Genomic DNA, 17684 nt, shown 5'->3' on the forward strand with positions numbered 1-17684 from the left:
AACGACTTGTTAGGTTTTTTATAAATCAGAACCTTTATGAATAACGAGCTGTGTAGGGCCGTATTTCTTAATGAGAGCAGCAATATCGCCATGAACCGTGACGACTGCGGATAATTTCTTGCCTACTGGTAAGTCCTGAGGAACATTGTAAGATATGAACATAAGACCGCTATTCTTCATACCCCAATATGGCCAACCTTTATGAGATGTTTGCGATAAAACAGTCCTGCCCTCGATTGAAGCAGCATATTGGATTTCTAAATTGGTGTGAGCGCTTTCCATCGATTCCAGCTTTCTGAATGACAAATTAACATCGTGATTTCCGACATATTTATGCTGAAACTCAAAACGATATTCTCTTTTATTTGGGTCAAGATTTTGAATTCCCAAAGGCTCGTGTAAATCTTGAGGGGGTGCGATTAAGATTAGAATGGGGCCTAATCCGGACAGGAATTTTCCTTGTTGTATTGAAGATCTGAAGACGGCAACAAAAAGAATGAAGCATAGGGGCAATATTACCAAAACTACGGTTAAAGACAAAACTATCTTCTTGAGCAAACCTTTTAGAAATATGGCTCCGCTTATTAGGCTCAGCGCAATGATGACATATATGGATAGCAGTAATATCATTTTCTATTCAAACCTAACACTTGGCGCTGAGCGACTGCGACGGAGGCGGGAAGCCCGGAGGGCTGGTAGCCTGTAGGAAGCAGTGCGCTCCAGTAGCTTGATGGGGGGCCTCTGTAAGAGGACACACAGCAAGATGCTGGGGAAGCAAGCTGAGCGCCATCCGATGGGGCGTGCACTCCCTATTGTCTTTCATTGTCACTGCCCATTGTATCATCTTTTATTTGTGGGCAGGGACATATTAAAATCCTCGCCCCATCGACCATGCTAACCAGCGAGCGTACACGCCAAAGATGAAAACCAAACCGCGTTTATTGCGAGTCTGGTTGAGCAAATTGTGTACGCCCGGCATGGGCGTGAACTTATGGGGTGCAAGTCCCCTGTACGAGAACCGAAGGTATTCATGATTAAGAATACTATCAAAAGTACGAGCCGAAGGCAATGGCGGAAGGGCGACCGACCGTCAGAAGGAAGCCGGAGTGCGAACGTGCGAGACGACGAACAGAAACCGCATACAAGGCTTAGTCTCCGGGCGAGTTGGCACAACACAACAAAGCCCACAGGTTCAGGGGATAGGGTAAATGCGGCGTTTGTGCACGGAAAGTTCACGTTCTTATCCGGGGAGATCTGCGCGTCACGCGATAGGAGGTTCATGAGAAAGATCCGGAAGAGGTCTAACCGGTATACCAAAGGCCAGGCATATCCCGTTGCTGTTGACGGATATGAGTCCCGAAGCAGGGAGACACGAAACAGACAGCAACTCATGAGCGATCTTATAGCGCCCTTCATGGAAACATGCAGGGTAAGCACGCACCAACAGTAGGGGCCTTAAGCCGAAGTCAGCAGACGGCATAGTAGTTCCGTTAAGGGACGAAGGCCAGAACGCAGAAAAGAGGATGACACTGTCATGTGCTCTGAAACAACGCTAAATCCGAACGGAGGAGTTGGAATCAGGCGCGTCATGGAAGACCGTTCCCTCAATCCTGTCACAATGGAGGATGTAGTTCAGAAAGACAACATCCTCAGAGCATGGAAGCAAGTCAGGGCAAACAAAGGTGCTCCCGGTATTGATGGTATCAGCATCGAGGAGTTTCCAGAGTATGCTCATGACAACTGGAAAGGAATCAAGGCATCTCTGCTGGAAGGGTCTTATAAACCTGTTCCGGTAAAACGTGTCGAGATTCCCAAAGACAGCGGCGGCACCCGTCCCTTGGGTATCCCCGTTGTTATGGATCGTGTTATTCAACAAGCGGTCTGTCAGGTTCTCAGTCCTGTCTTTGATCCCCATTTCTCCGAATCCAGCTTTGGTTTCAGACCTAACCGCTCTGCGCATCAGGCGGTCAAAAAGGTGTTGAAGGATATTCAGAGAGGATACGCCTATGCCGTGGATATCGACCTTGAGAAGTTCTTTGATACGGTTGACCACGACACTCTGATGAACCGGATCGCCCGGAAAGTCAGAGACAAAGGTATCCTTCGGCTTATCGGGAAATATCTTCGTGCCGGTGTTGTCGTAGACGGCAGGCTGAATCAAACATCCAAAGGAGTGCCGCAGGGTGGGCCGTTATCGCCGCTTCTGAGCAATATCCTTCTGGATGACCTCGATAAGGAGTTGGAGAAAAGGGGGCATCGGTTCGCACGGTATGCTGATGACCTTACCATCCTTGTGAAGTCGGAATGTGCCGCCTATCGAGTAATGGGGAGTATCAGCCGATACCTTGAAAAGAAACTCAAGGTGAAGGTCAACAGGGACAAAAGCCGGGTGGTGAAGGCTGAGGAGAGTTCCTTTCTCGGCTTTACCTTTATCAAGAAAAGGCTTACTGTCTCGGATAAATCCCTTACTCGCTTCAAGGCAGAATTGCGGCGGCTTACGGGCCGCAGTTGGGGCGTTTCGATGGACTACCGGTATTGGAAAATCCGCACCTATCTTCAGGGGTGGTTGAACTACTTCGGTATCGCTCTGAAGTATAACGATGCTGTCGAGATTGATCACTGGCTCAGAAGGCGTATTCGCATGTGCTACATGAAACAGTGGCGCAGGGCGAGAAAACGCATTGGCGAACTGATAAAGCTCGGTGCTCCAAGGTATCACGCTATTCTTACGGGGTTGAGCAGGAAGGGCTATTGGCATCTTGCAAAGACTCTGTCTACGAACTGCGGATTATCTAACGCGCATCTTGGAAAACAGGGGCTTACTTCCATACGCACATTGTGGATTGGGATTCACTATCCGGCCAAGGCCCGATAATTTTTGCGAACCGCCCACTGCGCCTGTCCTCTGGAGGAGACCCGCACGGTGGGTGGTGTGGGGAGGGACGGCTAATTACCGTCCCTTACCCAATTCTGCATTGAGTATTTCTATCCTATATAAGCCGTATACAAAGAATGGCGCATGTTCAGGAACGCGATTATTAGAAAACACTGTGAATTCAAATGCTGTCTTTAAATCTGAGAAAAGATGATTTTCATTTATTTTGTCTGACCAGTATTGACGTGAATATTCGGCAAAGTCAGTTTCTTTGTATCCGCAGTTGCTAAGTCCGCTGAGATGGAATTCGTCCGAGACATCATAGCCAAGGAGAGGCCACGATGGATCACGATCAGCAGGTTCTGTCATATTAATATAGGGTGGCCAGTCCGGCCTTGAGTTTGCCTTTGTTTCATCATCGACAAACATTGACCCTGCTATTATCCATATTTCCTCTGTTGGATTAGCTAAAGCAACATGTTGCCGTAAGTCATTAAGATTCTCCCAAAAGGGAGCATTTTGCCCGATCCATTCCGGTGTAAAGGGACCGGGCTGGGGGAAGTCCATAGTGGGGTACATCTCTCTTAATTTTTCTAGTCCCATGTCCAGAAACTGCTGGGGAAGCATTTGCTCAAAGAGGGACGGCCAAACCATGTCGTCCGTCGAAAGGACCTGCTTCACATTTCTATCAATCAGGTATTCTTCCTTTCGCAAATAAATCCACCGTTCTTTCGGTCGGAGATTCATCCGACGAGCATCAAATCCGATCAAGTATTCATTTAGATTATTCATTTTCTATTTTAGGCAGAACAATTACTATACGAACGTCCTGTTTATCTGAAACATGTTATCACTATATCACAGGGCGCTGATCTGGCAAAGAAAAAAGTCTTTAAAAACAATGCATGAGAATAATACCAGTTCGTATAATGTGGTAATAAGGACTAAAAGCGACGTTCGTATTTTACGGGAAATTTGGCAGCAGTATCGGATATCAAAAGAAATGAGCACCATTTGGACATGTCTTCATATGCAAGACTTCAGGAATCAAGAGCAACTGATATATCGGAAAGGCTTAAAGCTGCGTATCAGCCGCTGCAGTCCTGATCTTCCTCTGACACCTTGCCGTAAACATTCCGGGAAGGCGGCATGCCGCGCTTATCGAGGGAGACCGGCCGTTCAGCGTGGGAACTGTCTTTGCGGTTATGAGCTACAAGCGCCCTGACCACCTCCCATCTGACCTGATTTTTTTCAGCCATGCCTGTGATCTCTTCGAGGGCAGTGCGGTTGTCAAAGGAGACCGGGCGGTATGGGCGTGGGGAAAGCAGCGCGTCATAGACATCGCAGACCGAAACGATCTCGACGATAAGTTCGTTAATGCAGGCGCCGCGCGGGTGGCCTGACCCGTCCCTTCGCTCGTGATGGTCTCGAGCTACTACAGCGGTGATGTCCAGAGGATCCTTGAGATAAAAAGAAGAGAGGACATATCCGGCAGCGGTGTGATGCATGAGCATCTTGCGCTCGCAATGAGTAAGAGGCGTTACTTTTTTCAGGATATTCAGAGGAACGCATGTCTTGCCGATATCGTGAAACGGGCCGGTCGCAATGCTCTGTATCTGTTGGTCATAATCCTGTATGAGGTCTTTTGCCAGGAGTGTGGATAAGGCAAAGACCACGATCAGGTGGCGGTAAGTGTAGGCATCGTTCTGTTTGAAATAATCCAGGGATTGAAGCAGGGGATCAGCCAGACTGACCTTTTCCATGACCGCAAAGATGCTGTTGATCTTTTCCCGGCCAACGAAGATAGCGTTATAAGGATGGTGATTGAGAAACTGGACCATGTCCTGCTTTACGGTCCCATGGCTCAGAATAGGATGCTGCTCATAGGCTGCAGACCTGTTAGAGAAGATCAGTTCATCGAGACTCTGCGGCGATAATTCGGTATCAGCAGACAGCAGCATCCGGCTGTCGATCGTATGGACAGGATATTGAAGAACGAGGTTTGACAATAGAGCACCTTCTCTCCGGGTTCGTCCCCTGTACTGAAAAAATGGCGGAGAGGCAGGGATTTGAACCCTGGGTGCGGTTTAACGCACACACGCTTTCCAGGCGTGCGCCTTCAGCCACTCGGCCACCTCTCCGTTGTTGATAATGCAGGAAAAATCTTAACTGATGCAGGCCCGTTAAATCAACGCTTTGCGAGCGCGATATAGTTCTTCTTGCCCTTTAAAGATGTGATATATGAAGGCCTGATGATACGTCCCTGAACAATCTCTTCGATCCGGTGCGCTGCCCAGCCCGCGACACGGGCCATGGCAAAGATCGGCGTAAAAAGTTCCCTGGATATGCCCATGCACTCATAGACAAAGCCGGAATAGAAATCTACATTGGTGCAGACGACCTTTCCCTTTTTGTTCTTCACAATGGAAGGCGCAAGCCGCGCAATCCTCTTATAAAGCTCGAATTCTTTTTCGCGGCCTGCGGCACAGGCCAGTTCACTGGCCCGTGTTTCGAGGAATACGGCGCGGGGATCTGAGACGGTATACACGGCATGGCCGAGGCCGTATATCTTGCCTGTCTTGTCCCCGGTCTTTTTGTCGAGGATCAGTTCAAGATAGGCTGTCAGTTCATTGTCATCTTCCCAGTCCTTTACCTTGTTCTTGATATCTTTCATCATGCGAATGACCGCTTCATTCGCCCCGCCGTGCAGATGCCCTGAAAGCGATCCTATGCCTGCGCAGATGGCCATGTATGTATTGGCGCCCGATGACGAGACGCACCGTGTCGAAAAGGTCGAATTATTTCCTCCTCCATGTTCTGCGTGGAAGATGAGCATGGTATCAAAAAGTTCTGCGGTTGCCTTGTCCGGCATCTTGCCCGAGAGAAGATAAAGGAAATTTTCTGCCGTGCTTACGCCCGGGGCAGGGTCTTTCAGTTTCGCTAAAGATTTCTTGTCAAGGCTTGCTGCGATATAGTTGTACGCGATAATGGTTGGAAATTTCGCAATGAGATCGATGCACTGCCGTGTGACGTCGTTCATATCCGTGGAATTCGGATGTTTATCGAAGACATGCATGGATGACACGATGGTATGCAGAGCCCCCATCTGGTCATCGTGAAGAGGCCTGCTGAGGATCATCTGCTTCACCTCGGCCGGCAGTGACCGCTTTTTATCAAGAAGCAGAGAAAAGGCCTTCAGGTCTCGCTTGTCCGGGAGTTCTCCGGTCAAAAGCAGATAAATTGTTTCTTCAAAGCCGAACCTGCCTTCCTTCTCTTTCTCACAAACGAGATCGTCCACATCATAACCGCAATAATAGAGCTTGCCGGGAACAGGATTGACCTTTTCGATGCCGTCGCCCCGGTCCACTTTCTCATAACCGATGACCTGTCCCTTGCTGGTGATGCCGACGAAGACGCCGGTGCCGTCTTCGTTTCTGAGCCCCAGCTTTATGTTTTTTTCCTTGATCGTTTTTGGGTCAAGTTTGTCATGCAGCAGGGCAAGTTCCTGCACCTTTTTGAGTACCGCGTCCATGTTCGTGGCTCCTTGAGAGTTGATATAAGCTGTATATTAAATTACATATTGCGACAAGAATGCAACTTTATCCCTTGACTTGCCCGAGCATCAGACTGTACAACATCCAGTCTATGTCAGAACAGGGAAAGACAAAACTGCTCTTCGCTGCAATCGGCGTTATCTCCGGCTGGCTTATCAGCGGTCTGGTAAACATCCTCTGGTTCCTGTACAGTGTGCAGGTTCTGGGATACGGGGAGAATGCCCCTTCCTGGTATGTGAGCATACGGGATGTGATCAGACCTTTGATCATCGTTGTCTGCATGTCGGCAGGATATATGGTTGCTCAATGGAATTTCCGCAGGGCCCTGGCAAAGGGCCGGTTCCGGGAAAAGAGTTCTTAGGCCAGTTTTTTCTTGAGCAATTCGTTCAGCATCTGGGGATTGGCCTTGCCTTTTGACGCCTTCATGGCCTGGCCGACAAAGAAGCCGATAAGTTTTTCATCCCCTGCCTTGAACCGCTCAATTTCTTTCGGGCTCTTTGCGAGTATCTCGTCGACGATCTTCTCGATCTCGGATGAATCACTGATCTGCACAAGATTTTTTTCCTTGATAATTTGCTCTACGCGAGACTCTAATCTAAATATTGCTTTTGGAATTTCTAATGAAAAAGAACCATGTGTATCTTCCGGTTTTTTGTACATTTCTTCGAGAATAATTTTTGCTGCATTGGCATTTATTTTCGTATCTTTCATAAGATTAAGCACATAAACTAAATGGGCGGGTCTCAGTGGACATTCATCCATGCTTTTTCCATTTGTGCTTAACAGCTTCGTTATCTCTCCCTTAATCCAATTGCAAACTATCTTAGGATCTCCTCCAAGATTTACGGCCTCTTCAAACCATTCAGCGGTTGCTCTTTCAGATGCAAGAAAATCAGCGTCATACTCAGGAAGACCCAGGACTGAGACAAAGCGCTGACTCTTTGCATCAGGCAGTTCAGGAAGAGATGCCCTGATCTCGTCTATCCAGGCCTGTTCAACCGTGATCGGCACAAGGTCCGGGTCAGGGAAATAGCGGTAATCATGGGCCTCTTCTTTTGAGCGCATGGACTCGGTAATGCCCTTGTTCGCATCCCATAACCTGGTTTCCTGTATGACCTTGCCGCCTTCCTCGATGAGCTTGATCTGGCGCTTGATCTCGTATTCTATCGCTTTTTCAACATATCTGAAAGAATTGATGTTCTTCACCTCAGCGCGGGTGCCGAACTCCTTCTGCCCAACAGGCCTGACAGACACATTGGCATCGCATCTGAGCGAGCCCTGCTCCAGATTGCCGTCACATGCACCGAGGTACCGCACAATGCTTCTTAGTTTCCTCATATATTCAGCGGCCTCTTTCGGGCTTCTGATATCAGGCTCCGAGACGATCTCCATAAGCGGCACGCCCGTGCGGTTCAGATCAACAAAGCTGTATCCGCCTGTTCCCTCATGGATGTTCTTGCCTGCATCCTCTTCCATATGGATGCGGGTGATGCCTATTCTCCTGACCTCTCCGTCAACAAGGATCTCGATATGGCCGTGCTCGCAGATCGGATGCTCATACTGGCTTATCTGGTATCCTTTCGGCAGATCAGGATAAAAATAGTTCTTTCTCGCAAAGCGGCTGTATCTGGATATGGTGCAGTTCGTTGCAAGACCGGTGCGGATCGCAAATTCGAGAGCCTTTTTATTCAGGACAGGCAGCACGCCCGGCATGCCGATGCAGATCTGGCAGGTCTGGGAGTTCGGCTCATTGCCGAATGTGGTTGAACAGCCGCAGAAGATCTTGGTATTTGTGAGCATCTGGGCATGGACCTCAAGGCCTATGACTGCTTCCCATGTCATAGTGCCGGTCTCCTTTTATGCCACTCTGTCGATCGTTCATAGGCGTCTGCAGCCTGAAGGAGCAGCTCTTCTTTAAAATGTCTTCCGATCAGCTGCAGTCCTATGGGAAGATCGTTCGAAGTAAAACCGCAGGGTATCGATATGGCGGGAACTCCGGCCAGGTTCACGGAAATAGTGAAGATGTCCGCAAGATACATCTGGAGCGGGTCGTCCGTCTTTTCACCCTTTTTAAACGCAGCAGTCGGCGTTGTCGGCGTAAGGATCAGGTCAACAGTCCTGAACGCCTCTTCGAAATCCTGTTTGAGAAGGGTCCTGACCTGCTGGGCCTTCTTGTAATAGGCATCGTAATAGCCCGAGGAGAGCGTATAGGTGCCTAACATGATCCTTCGCTTCACCTCAGCGCCAAATCCCTTTGCGCGTGTCTGCATATACATATCAATAAGATCTTTCCCCTCGGCCCGGAATCCGTATTTCACGCCGTCATACCGGGCAAGGTTTGAGCTTGCCTCTGAAGTGGCAAGGACATAATAGGTTGCGATCGCATAGTCCGAGTGGGGAAGGGTCACAGCGACCGGAACGGCGCCGAGCGCTTCATACTGCTTTATGGCAGCCTGTACTGCTGCATTGACCTCGGAATCTATGCCTTCGATGAAATATTCCTTCGGAATGCCTATCTTCAGACCCTTGATATCTTTGCCGATCGATGCCGAAAAATCAGGGGTTGATACCGATGCCGAGGTAGAGTCCATGCGGTCATTTCCCGAGATGACATTCATAAGCATTGCTGCATCTCTCACATTCTTGGTGATCGGGCCGATCTGGTCAAGGGAGGAGGCAAAGGCAACAAGGCCGTACCGCGATACTCTGCCATACGTGGGTTTCAAACCCACAACACCGCAGAGCGCTGCAGGCTGTCTGATCGAGCCGCCCGTATCTGAGCCTAAGGCTGCAATGCATTCGTCCGCTGCGACTGCCGCTGCAGAGCCGCCGCTTGATCCTCCGGGGATCCTTTCCGTGTCCCAGGGGTTGCTGGTTGTTTGGAAGCCCGAGTTCTCGGTTGAAGAGCCCATGGCGAATTCGTCAAGGTTTGTCTTTCCGGTGAGCACATATCCCTGCTCAAGGAGTTTTGCGGTTACCGTGCTTTCATAGGGGGGGATGAAGTTCTGCAATATCTTTGACGCGCAGGATGTGCGAATGCCCGTGGTGCACATATTGTCCTTGATCGCGATCGGGATGCCGGACAGTATTTTTCTGTTTCCTGATGCAATCTCCTGATCGGCTTTTGCAGCCATGCGCAGCGCCTCGTCCTTTGTCAGCGTCAGGTAGGCCCTGATCCTGTCCTCGACCTTGCCGATCCGGTCAAAGACAGATGAGGTGATCTCTTGTGCAGATATTTCGCGTTTTTCGAGCAGTTCTGAAAGTTCAGCAATGCCCATTCTGTATAGATCCAAGAAAAAGCCTCCGCAACGTATGAATTCTCAAAAGTCTAACACCCGCTGTCCGAAGTTTTCAAGCAGAACCTTTTTTCTGAACGCAGGTGGTTTTATTGATAAAACAGGCCTGGCCCCGGCAGCAGCAGCCGGAATTGAATAGCCTGAACATCCTTATATATCTATTAAATAAAACAATCGTCTCTGTCTTTTATTTTGCCCGGCGTATGTGGTATTTTTTTAGACATTAAAAATAATTATAAATCTTATTAATATTTTTAAGTTTTATACGCTTATTAGATTACGTTATAGTTACTGCATTAATTCCCGGAGCAGTTAGTAGCAATTCCCGGTTGTGCAGAAGAAAATTCTCTATTTTAAGAAAGGAGTACCCTAATGCTGATCATTGGAGAGAAGTTGAGCGTCATAGCCAAACGGGTTCGTGAGGCCATGATGAAGAAGGACAAAGGACCGATCCAGGAGATCGCGACGAGGCAGTGGAAGGAAGGGTCTGGCATCATCGATGCAAACATCGGCCCTGCAGAGGATGGAGGCGAGGATCTTATGCAGTGGATGGTGACTACCATACAGGAGGTTGTTCCTCTTCCTGTATGTCTTGATACGACGAACGGGAAGGCGATCGAAGCCGGCCTGAAAGTGCATAACAACCAGTGGGGCAAGGCGCTGATCAATTCGACATCGAATGATCCGGAGCGCTTCCCTATCCTCGAGCTCGGCGCGAAATACAATTGCGATGTCATCGGCCTGACGGTCGGCAAGGGCGGTCTTCCCGCTGATGCAGAGGAAAGAGCCGGTATAGCGGCTGAGATCATGGGGCGCGCAATGGAATACGGACTTCCTCTCGAGAATCTGTATCTTGACCCTCTGGTCCTCCAGATAGCCACAACGCAGGATCAGGCCCGTCACGTAATAGAAGCGGTCAAGCTGTTCCAGCATATTAACGAGCCGGCCATGAAGACGGTCGTCGGGCTGAGCAATATTTCAAACGGCTGCCCAAAGGCACTCAGGCCGATCCTGAACAAACATATGTTCGTCCTGCTTCAGGAAGCGGGTCTGACCGCCGCAATAGCCGATGCCAAGGAGATGGCAGAGGTGAATGAGGAACGGAGCATGATTCTGGATGTGATGGCCGGCAAGGAAATAGCGGACAAGCAGAAGATGGCCGAGATCCGGAAAACGCTCGATGTTATCATGGGAAGGACGCTTTACGCTCATTCATATCTCGAAATGTAATAAACCGTCATGAGTGATGGGTAATGCGTAATGGGTGAAGAAGCGGAAATTTTCAAGGTCTTTTACTCATCACGCATCACACATTACTGATTACGACAAACAGGAGGTTATACCATGGCTTTTACAGCACCAAAAGAGACGTACTCCGGTAAAGTTTATCCGGTGACCATTGGCACGGGTGATAAGGCGGTGACCTTTGGCGGAGAAACTGTACTCCCGTTCCATTCTTTTGAAGGAGAAACACCGAACAGACCGGTCATTGCAATCGAGATACAGGATGTTCCTCCGACAGACTGGCCGGAAAATGCAAAAAAACCCTATGAGGCGGTCAGCAGTGATCCTGTTGCCTGGGCGAAATTTTGTCAGGACGAGTTGAAGGCAAAGGTTATCGCGTTACGGCTTGTAGGAACGCACCCTGACAGGGAGAACCGTTCTCCGGAAGATGCAGCAAAGACGGTGAAGGATGTGCTTGCTGCGGTCCAGGTTCCCCTGATCATTCTCGGAAGCAACCATGCGGAAAAGGATACTGCTGTTCTTGTTGCTGCTGCTGAAGCGGCCAAAGACAGGAACTGTATCATCGGCAAGGCGCAGGAGGCAAACTATAAGACGATTGCTGCTGCTGCCATGGCAAACAACCATAAGCTGATCGCCATGTCAGAGCTTGATATAAACCTTTCGAAGCAGCTGAACATCCTGATCTCCCAGATGGGTTTTGACAAGGAGAAGGTGATCACAGACCCGATGTGCTCTGCACTGGGCTATGGCCTTGAATACACCTACTCGGTCATGGAGAGGATCCGTCTTGCTGCACTGACCCAGAATGATATGACCATGCAGCAGCCGATCTTGGGCGATGTGGGCATGTACGTCTGGAAGGTTAAGGAAACAATTGCATCCGAGGCAGATCTGCCGCAGTGGGGTGCAGCGGAAGAACGGGGTATTGCGTGGGAAGCTGAGACTGCCGGAGCCCTCCTGGTCGCGGGAGCGGAACTCCTCATCATGAGACATCCCAAGGCAATCAAGGCAGTTGAAACGTTAATTGACGAACTGGTCTAAGAAGGAGGAATAACTATGGCTTTATCCGGCGTTGAAATATTTAAACTCTTACCGAAAACAAACTGCAAGAAATGCGGATCTCCTACCTGCCTTGCCTTTGCCATGAAACTTGCGCAGAGACAGGCGAGCATTGACTCCTGCCCTGATGTATCCGAAGAGGCAAAGCAGAAACTGGGTGAAGCCTCAGCCCCGCCTATCCGACCGATTACCCTCGGTGCCGGCGATAAGGCTGTCAAGATGGGTGAGGAGACCGTCCTTTTCCGTCATGATAAGAAATTCGTCAATCCCTGCGCCTTTGCCGTTGAGGTCAAAGACACTTTTTCTGAAGACGAAATAACCAAGATTTGCCAGCAGGTCCTTGATTCCGAGATCGACAGGGTGGGCCAGAAGCTCAGGGTCGACGCTATCATGATATCCAATGCGTCCGGCGATGCAGGCAAGCTTGAGGCGGCTGCAAAGATCGTTGCAGCAAAGGCGGCAGTTGTGCCGGTGATCATCAATACCACGAATCCCCAGGCAGCGGAAGCGGCAGTGAAGCTCTTCAGCGACAAAAAGCCGGTCATATATGGTGCGAATGCATCGAATGCCGAGGCAATGGCAGCTGTTGCCAAGGCGAACAAGGCAACGCTGGGCATTGCAGCGAACGGACTTGATGAGCTTTCCGGACTCACGGAAAAGATCAAGGGGCTCGGGGTTGAGGATATGATCCTGGATTCCGGTGCCCGGAAGGCCAAAGATATCATCGAGCATAATACGCTTATCAGAAGGGCTGCCATCAAGAAAGGCGTAAAATCGGTCGGCTATCCTGTTATCAATTTCATGCAGCATGGGGACAGTCTTGTCGAGGGACTGCTGGCGAGTGTCGGCGTAGCAAAGTATGCGTCGATCATTGTCCTGAGCAGCATCGAGAAATGGAAAAATCTTGCGCTCTTCACCCTCAGGCAGAATATTTACACTGACCCGCAGGTGCCGATGCAGGTCGAGCAGAAGATCTATAACATTGGCGAGCCTACGACGGCATCGCCGCTTTTCATCACCACGAACTTCTCGCTTACGTACTTTATAGTGTCCGGCGAGATCGAGAACAGCAAGGTCGCCAGCAGGCTCGCGGTCATGGACTGCGAGGGTCTTTCGGTTCTTACTGCATGGGCTGCAGGCAAGTTTACCGCCTCGAAGATCGCACAGTTTATCCAGGATAGCGGTGTGGAGAAAGATGTCCCGGGCAAGGAGCTTATTCTCCCCGGTTATGTGGCGATCCTGAGCGGTGCGGTCGAGGAGAAACTCCCGGGATGGAAGATAACAGTCGGCCCGCGCGAGGCGAATGCAATACCGGCATTTTTGAAGGCGAGATAGAATAATACAGAAAAACAGTTGATTATTTTATATTAGACAATCTAATATAACTATTAATAAAACGAATAAGGGGACGGTATGCTACACCGTCCCCTTTTACGAACCAAGAGGAGGCCACGATGTCCAAACTTATCGCTTCTGCAGCCATACGGGGTGCTCAAACGCTCGTTAAACAGGCGGATGAGATGCTCCAGAAGGCGATCGCAGAAAAAGGAAAGGATTTTGTCTTCGAGTTCCCTGATACTGCTTTTTATCTGCCCATGATCTACGCGATGACAGGGTTCCCGGTCAAAACGCTGGGCGACATGAATGTTGCCCTGGGATTTGCGAAGGAACTGCTTCACGACGAGCCCGAGGAGCATGTCTGGAAACCGTATCTCGGCGAGGCGCTTGACTCGGGCATGGCCACGCTCTTTGCCGAAGAGATCCTGCTTGCTGTCAGATATATATACGGCCTTGAGCCTTGCACAGACCCTGAAACAGGGTACGTGTATAACGGATATATCTCCGACACGATCCAGAGAAATCTTGGCGTGCAGCTGGTCGACGGTTCCATGCCGGGTTTTGCTGCGATCATCGGTGCTGCGCCGACCGAAGACATTGCGGTAAGCATGGTCCGTGAACTCCAGGAGAAGAATATCCTCACCTTCCTGTCCGGAGAATCCAACGGTAACAGCGTCACCAAGCAGCTGCTGAAAAAAGGCGTGGAACTGGGGTGGGATGCCAGAATAGTCCCCCTCGGTCCCGGCACAGAACATACACTCTATGCCCTTGATTGGGCGATCCGTGCATCTCTGATATTCGGCGGCAAGAAGCCCGGCGATTTCAAGGGGCATCTGAAATATCAGAAGGACAGGGTCTTTGCCTTTGCGATCGCGCTCGGGCCGTTGGATGACATCAAGTGGAGCACGGGCGCCGGAGCCATCAATATGGGCTTCCCGGCAATAGCGGATACCGATGTCCCGGTTATCCATCCTACCGGCGTCTGCACCTATGAAGAAGTTGACAAGGAATTCGATCATGCCAAGATCGTCCGCCGGGCCATCGAGCTTCGCGGTCTGAAGATCACGGTCGAGAAACCTCCGATCCCGGTCGCATTCGGTCCTGCATTTGAAGGTGAGCGTATCAGGAAGGAAGATACGTTTATCGAGTTCGGCGGACAGAGGACCCCGGCCTTTGAGTGGGTCAGGATGCGCGAACTTGACGAGATCGAAGACAACAAGATTATCGTTGTCGGCGATAACTGGCAGGAGCGGTTCGAGAAGGGCGGTCAGCTGCCTCTGGGACTCCTTATAGAAGTTGCAGGCCGCAAGATGCAGAAGGATTTTGAATCTGTTCTTGAAAGAAAGATACATGCCAATATTAATGAGGCCCAGGGTGTATGGCATATGGGTCAGAGAGATATCAACTGGATTAGAATAAGCAACAATGCGAAGAAGGCAGGTTTTACCCTGGAGCATCTCGGTGTGGTAAATGCTGCCATGACCCATCATCGGTTCAAGTCGATTGTCGATAAGGTCCAGATCACGCTCTTTATCGATGAAGGTGATGTGAAGCAGAAACTCGAGGAGGCGAGGGCAGCTTATAAGGAGCGTGACCACAGACTCGGCAACCTTACCGACGAGGCGGTCGACGTCTTCTATTCCTGTCTGCTCTGCCAGTCCTTTGCGCCGGCACATGTATGCGTTATTACCCCTGAACGCCTTGGTCTCTGCGGCGCGTACAACTGGCTTGATGGAAAGGCAGCGTATGAGATCGATCCTACAGGCGGCAACCAGCCTATTGCGAAGGGTGAATGCCTCGATGCCCGGTATGGGCGGTATAGCGGATCTGACGAGTATCTCAAAAAGGCGACAGGCGGCGCTGTCGAGACGATGAATCTGTATACCCTGATGGAAAACCCGATGACCTCATGCGGATGCTTCGAGTGCATAATTGCTATCGTCCCTGAAGCAAATGGCGTTATGATCGTAAACCGCGGGCATACCGGCATGACACCGGTAGGGATGAAATTTTCGACTCTTGCCGGAACGGTAGGCGGCGGAGCCCAGACCCCCGGATTTATGGGTGTTGGAGTTAACTTTACTACCAGCAAGAAGTTTCTGTTCGGCGACGGCGGGATCAAGCGGCTCGTATGGATGCCGAAGAGCCTGAAGGAGCGGATAGGCGAAGAATTCAAGAAAAGGGCTGAGGAGGCAGGCGTGCCTGACCTTCTTGACAAGATCGCAGATGAAACGATCTGCGAGGACTCTGAAAAATTATTGGAACATCTTACTGCCGTGGGACACCCTGCGCTTGAGATGGATTCGATAATATAGCAATAAACGGAGGAAATCGATGAGCAAGACAGATAAGAAGATAAGAACGGCGCAGCCTGCGGCTGCAGAGATCATAGAAAATATGATCGGTATTGAAACCTGTTTTGACAGGGCCGATAAAATGAAGCCCTGTCCCATAGGGCACGAGGGTGCCTGCTGCAAGAACTGCTATATGGGTCCCTGCCGGCTTGTCGGCAAGAATGCCGAGGAAGAGGCCCGCGGCGTCTGCGGAGCAACACTCCCGGTCGTGGCAGCCCGGTACATGGCCCGCATGATCGCAGGCGGTACTGCTGCTCATGGCGACCATGGACGCGACATGGTCTTTACGCTCCTTGCTGTTGCCGAAGGGCATGCAAAGGACTTCAAGGTCAAGGATGTGAAAAAACTTTACCGGACTGCCGATATCCTCGGGATAGAATTTGAGGGCAGGGAGGTCCATGATGTGGCGAAGGACGTTGCCAATAAGCTCATCGAGGACTTCAGCAGGCAGAAGGGTGAGATGAATTTTGTAAAGCGTGCTCCAAAGAAGACCCAGGAACGCTGGAAAAAATACGGTGTTATGCCCCGCGGTCTTGACCGGGACACGGTCGAGGTCATGGACCGGACCACGATGGGGATGGATGCAGACCCTGATTCTATCCTGACCGCGGCCATACGCTGCGCCCTTGCTAATGGATGGGGTGGGAGCATGATCTCAACAGACGTGACTGATATCCTCTTCGGGACCCCGATGCCGATCAAGGCGGAGGCGAGTCTCGGCATATTCAAGGAAGATGAAGTGAATATCGTTGTCCATGGTCATGAACCTTCTCTTGCCGAGATGATCGTTGAGGCGGTAAGTGAACCTGAACTCATTGCCTATGCCCAGACAAAGGGTGCAAAGGGTATCAACCTCGGCGGCATGTGCTGTACGGCAAATGAAGTGCTGATGAGGCATGGCATTGCGACAGCCGGCGGCTTTACGAACCAGGAGCCTGCTATCATGACCGGACTGATCGATGCCTTCACGGTCGATGTCCAGTGCATCATTCCGGCCATTGTTGATGTGGCAAAGAAGTTCCATACCATCGTCATCACGTCATCTGACAAGGTGAAGATTCCGGGCGCCACCCACATCCCCTTTGACGAGCATATTGCGAAGGATCAGGCCCGCCAGATCGTCAGGATGGCAATCGATAATTACCCCAACAGGACGAAGAAGGGCAGCCATGTTACTGAGAAGTTCCCTCTGATCGGAGGCTTCTCTCACGAGTATATCGAGTATATGCAGGGCGGCAAATGGAGAGGATCCTTCAGACCGCTCAATGATGCTATCATGGCTGGCCGCGTGCGCGGTGTTGTAGGACTTGCCGGTTGTGACAACCCCAGATGGCCTTCGACAAGTGTTCACAAATATCTGGCAACTGAACTGATCAAAAATGATGTCTTGATCGTATCGACCGGCTGCAGCTCTGCTGCCTGCGGCGGTTCGGGGTACCTGACTCCTGAAATGGCTCTTGAGAATGCCGGTCCCGGACTCAGAGAGGTCTGCGAGGCGATCGGCATACCGCCGATCCTTCACCTTGGAGCATGCGTTGATAACTCGCGCATACTTACGATCGCAAGTGCAATGGCTGCTGAAGGTGGTCTGTCCGACGAGATCGGCGGCATGCCTGCGGTGGGCATTGCCCCTGAGTTTATCACCGAGAAGGCTATATCTATCGGTGTTTATTTTGCAGCCTCCGGAGTTCCCTGTATCTTCGGCGGTGAATCTCCTGTCAAGGCGTCAAAGGAAGTTACCCGGATCATGACCGAGGTCTGGATGGAGCGGTTTAAAGGTGCGCTGGTCTTTGAGCCTGATCCTGAGAAGATGCTCGCTCTTGCCCTGGATTACATCGATAAGGCTCGTGAGAATCTGAAACTGAAGAAATATGAGCCGGGCAAGTTCGGCACTGAGAAGGTCCTTATGGATATGGCTGCAAGGCGTGAGATCAGGGGGCATGCAGGTCTGTAAAGCGAACAC

Annotated in this window: 14 protein-coding genes and 1 tRNA gene; 8 read left to right on the forward strand and 7 right to left on the reverse strand. The window is 50.6% G+C overall.

Annotated features, from left to right (window positions below; translation table 11 throughout):
* Window positions 1-18: 18 nt before the first annotated feature.
* The gene (locus tag HZB62_08875) at window positions 19-630 is read right to left on the reverse strand and encodes a hypothetical protein (protein ID MBI5075258.1); all 612 of its coding nucleotides are present in this window, start codon (window positions 628-630) and stop codon (window positions 19-21) included.
* A gap of 649 nt (window positions 631-1279) precedes the next feature.
* On the opposite strand from HZB62_08875, the gene HZB62_08880 reads away from it, so the two are divergent.
* Both HZB62_08880 and ltrA read left to right on the forward strand, forming a co-directional pair.
* Window positions 1280-1450, forward strand: a complete 171-nt coding sequence (locus HZB62_08880; protein ID MBI5075259.1) for a hypothetical protein — start codon at window positions 1280-1282, stop codon at window positions 1448-1450.
* A gap of 168 nt (window positions 1451-1618) precedes the next feature.
* Entirely contained in the window at window positions 1619-2875 is a 1257-nt protein-coding gene (gene ltrA / locus HZB62_08885; protein MBI5075260.1) for a group II intron reverse transcriptase/maturase, read from the forward strand.
* Window positions 2876-2950: 75 nt separating this feature from the next.
* Here ltrA and HZB62_08890 read toward each other — a convergent pair whose 3' ends face one another.
* From HZB62_08890 to HZB62_08905, 4 genes are all read right to left on the reverse strand, one after another.
* Entirely contained in the window at window positions 2951-3646 is a 696-nt protein-coding gene (locus tag HZB62_08890) for a hypothetical protein (protein MBI5075261.1), read from the reverse strand.
* Between the two features lie 317 nt (window positions 3647-3963).
* Entirely contained in the window at window positions 3964-4884 is a 921-nt protein-coding gene (locus HZB62_08895; protein MBI5075262.1) for an HD domain-containing protein, read from the reverse strand.
* A 42-nt stretch (window positions 4885-4926) separates the two neighbouring features.
* Window positions 4927-5016: transfer RNA gene (locus HZB62_08900), tRNA-Ser, on the reverse strand.
* 47 nt (window positions 5017-5063) lie between these two features.
* On the reverse strand, window positions 5064-6407 hold the full coding sequence (locus HZB62_08905; protein MBI5075263.1) for a citrate synthase: 1344 nt from the start codon (window positions 6405-6407) through the stop codon (window positions 5064-5066).
* 113 nt (window positions 6408-6520) lie between these two features.
* Between HZB62_08905 and HZB62_08910 the strand changes: the two genes are divergently transcribed.
* Window positions 6521-6790: a hypothetical protein gene (locus HZB62_08910; protein MBI5075264.1), complete on the forward strand. Its 270-nt coding sequence runs from the start codon at window positions 6521-6523 to the stop codon at window positions 6788-6790.
* Here HZB62_08910 and gatB read toward each other — a convergent pair.
* Window positions 6787-8271 carry an Asp-tRNA(Asn)/Glu-tRNA(Gln) amidotransferase subunit GatB gene (gatB, locus tag HZB62_08915; protein MBI5075265.1) on the reverse strand — a complete coding sequence of 495 codons (1485 nt, stop codon included), beginning with the start codon at window positions 8269-8271 and terminating at the stop codon, window positions 6787-6789. The two genes, HZB62_08910 and gatB, sit on opposite strands and share 4 nt — an antisense overlap.
* The gene (gatA, locus tag HZB62_08920; GenBank protein MBI5075266.1) at window positions 8268-9722 is read right to left on the reverse strand and encodes an Asp-tRNA(Asn)/Glu-tRNA(Gln) amidotransferase subunit GatA; all 1455 of its coding nucleotides are present in this window, start codon (window positions 9720-9722) and stop codon (window positions 8268-8270) included. Before gatA ends, gatB begins: the two co-directional genes overlap by 4 nt.
* A 375-nt stretch (window positions 9723-10097) precedes the next feature.
* On the opposite strand from gatA, the gene HZB62_08925 reads away from it, so the two are divergent.
* From HZB62_08925 to cooS, 5 genes are all read left to right on the forward strand, one after another.
* Window positions 10098-10955: a dihydropteroate synthase gene (locus HZB62_08925; protein MBI5075267.1), complete on the forward strand. Its 858-nt coding sequence runs from the start codon at window positions 10098-10100 to the stop codon at window positions 10953-10955.
* A 114-nt stretch (window positions 10956-11069) separates the two neighbouring features.
* A complete protein-coding gene (locus tag HZB62_08930) occupies window positions 11070-12011 on the forward strand; it encodes an acetyl-CoA decarbonylase/synthase complex subunit delta (GenBank protein MBI5075268.1) in 942 nt (313 codons plus the stop codon).
* Window positions 12012-12026: 15 nt separating this feature from the next.
* Entirely contained in the window at window positions 12027-13364 is a 1338-nt protein-coding gene (locus tag HZB62_08935; protein ID MBI5075269.1) for an acetyl-CoA decarbonylase/synthase complex subunit gamma, read from the forward strand.
* 119 nt (window positions 13365-13483) lie between these two features.
* Window positions 13484-15682: a CO dehydrogenase/CO-methylating acetyl-CoA synthase complex subunit beta gene (gene cdhC, locus HZB62_08940; GenBank protein MBI5075270.1), complete on the forward strand. Its 2199-nt coding sequence runs from the start codon at window positions 13484-13486 to the stop codon at window positions 15680-15682.
* A gap of 19 nt (window positions 15683-15701) precedes the next feature.
* Window positions 15702-17675 carry an anaerobic carbon-monoxide dehydrogenase catalytic subunit gene (gene cooS, locus HZB62_08945; GenBank protein MBI5075271.1) on the forward strand — a complete coding sequence of 658 codons (1974 nt, stop codon included), beginning with the start codon at window positions 15702-15704 and terminating at the stop codon, window positions 17673-17675.
* Window positions 17676-17684 lie beyond the last annotated feature (9 nt).

The organism is Nitrospirota bacterium (assembly GCA_016214855.1).
GTDB lineage: Bacteria > Nitrospirota > Thermodesulfovibrionia > Thermodesulfovibrionales > UBA6898 > UBA6898.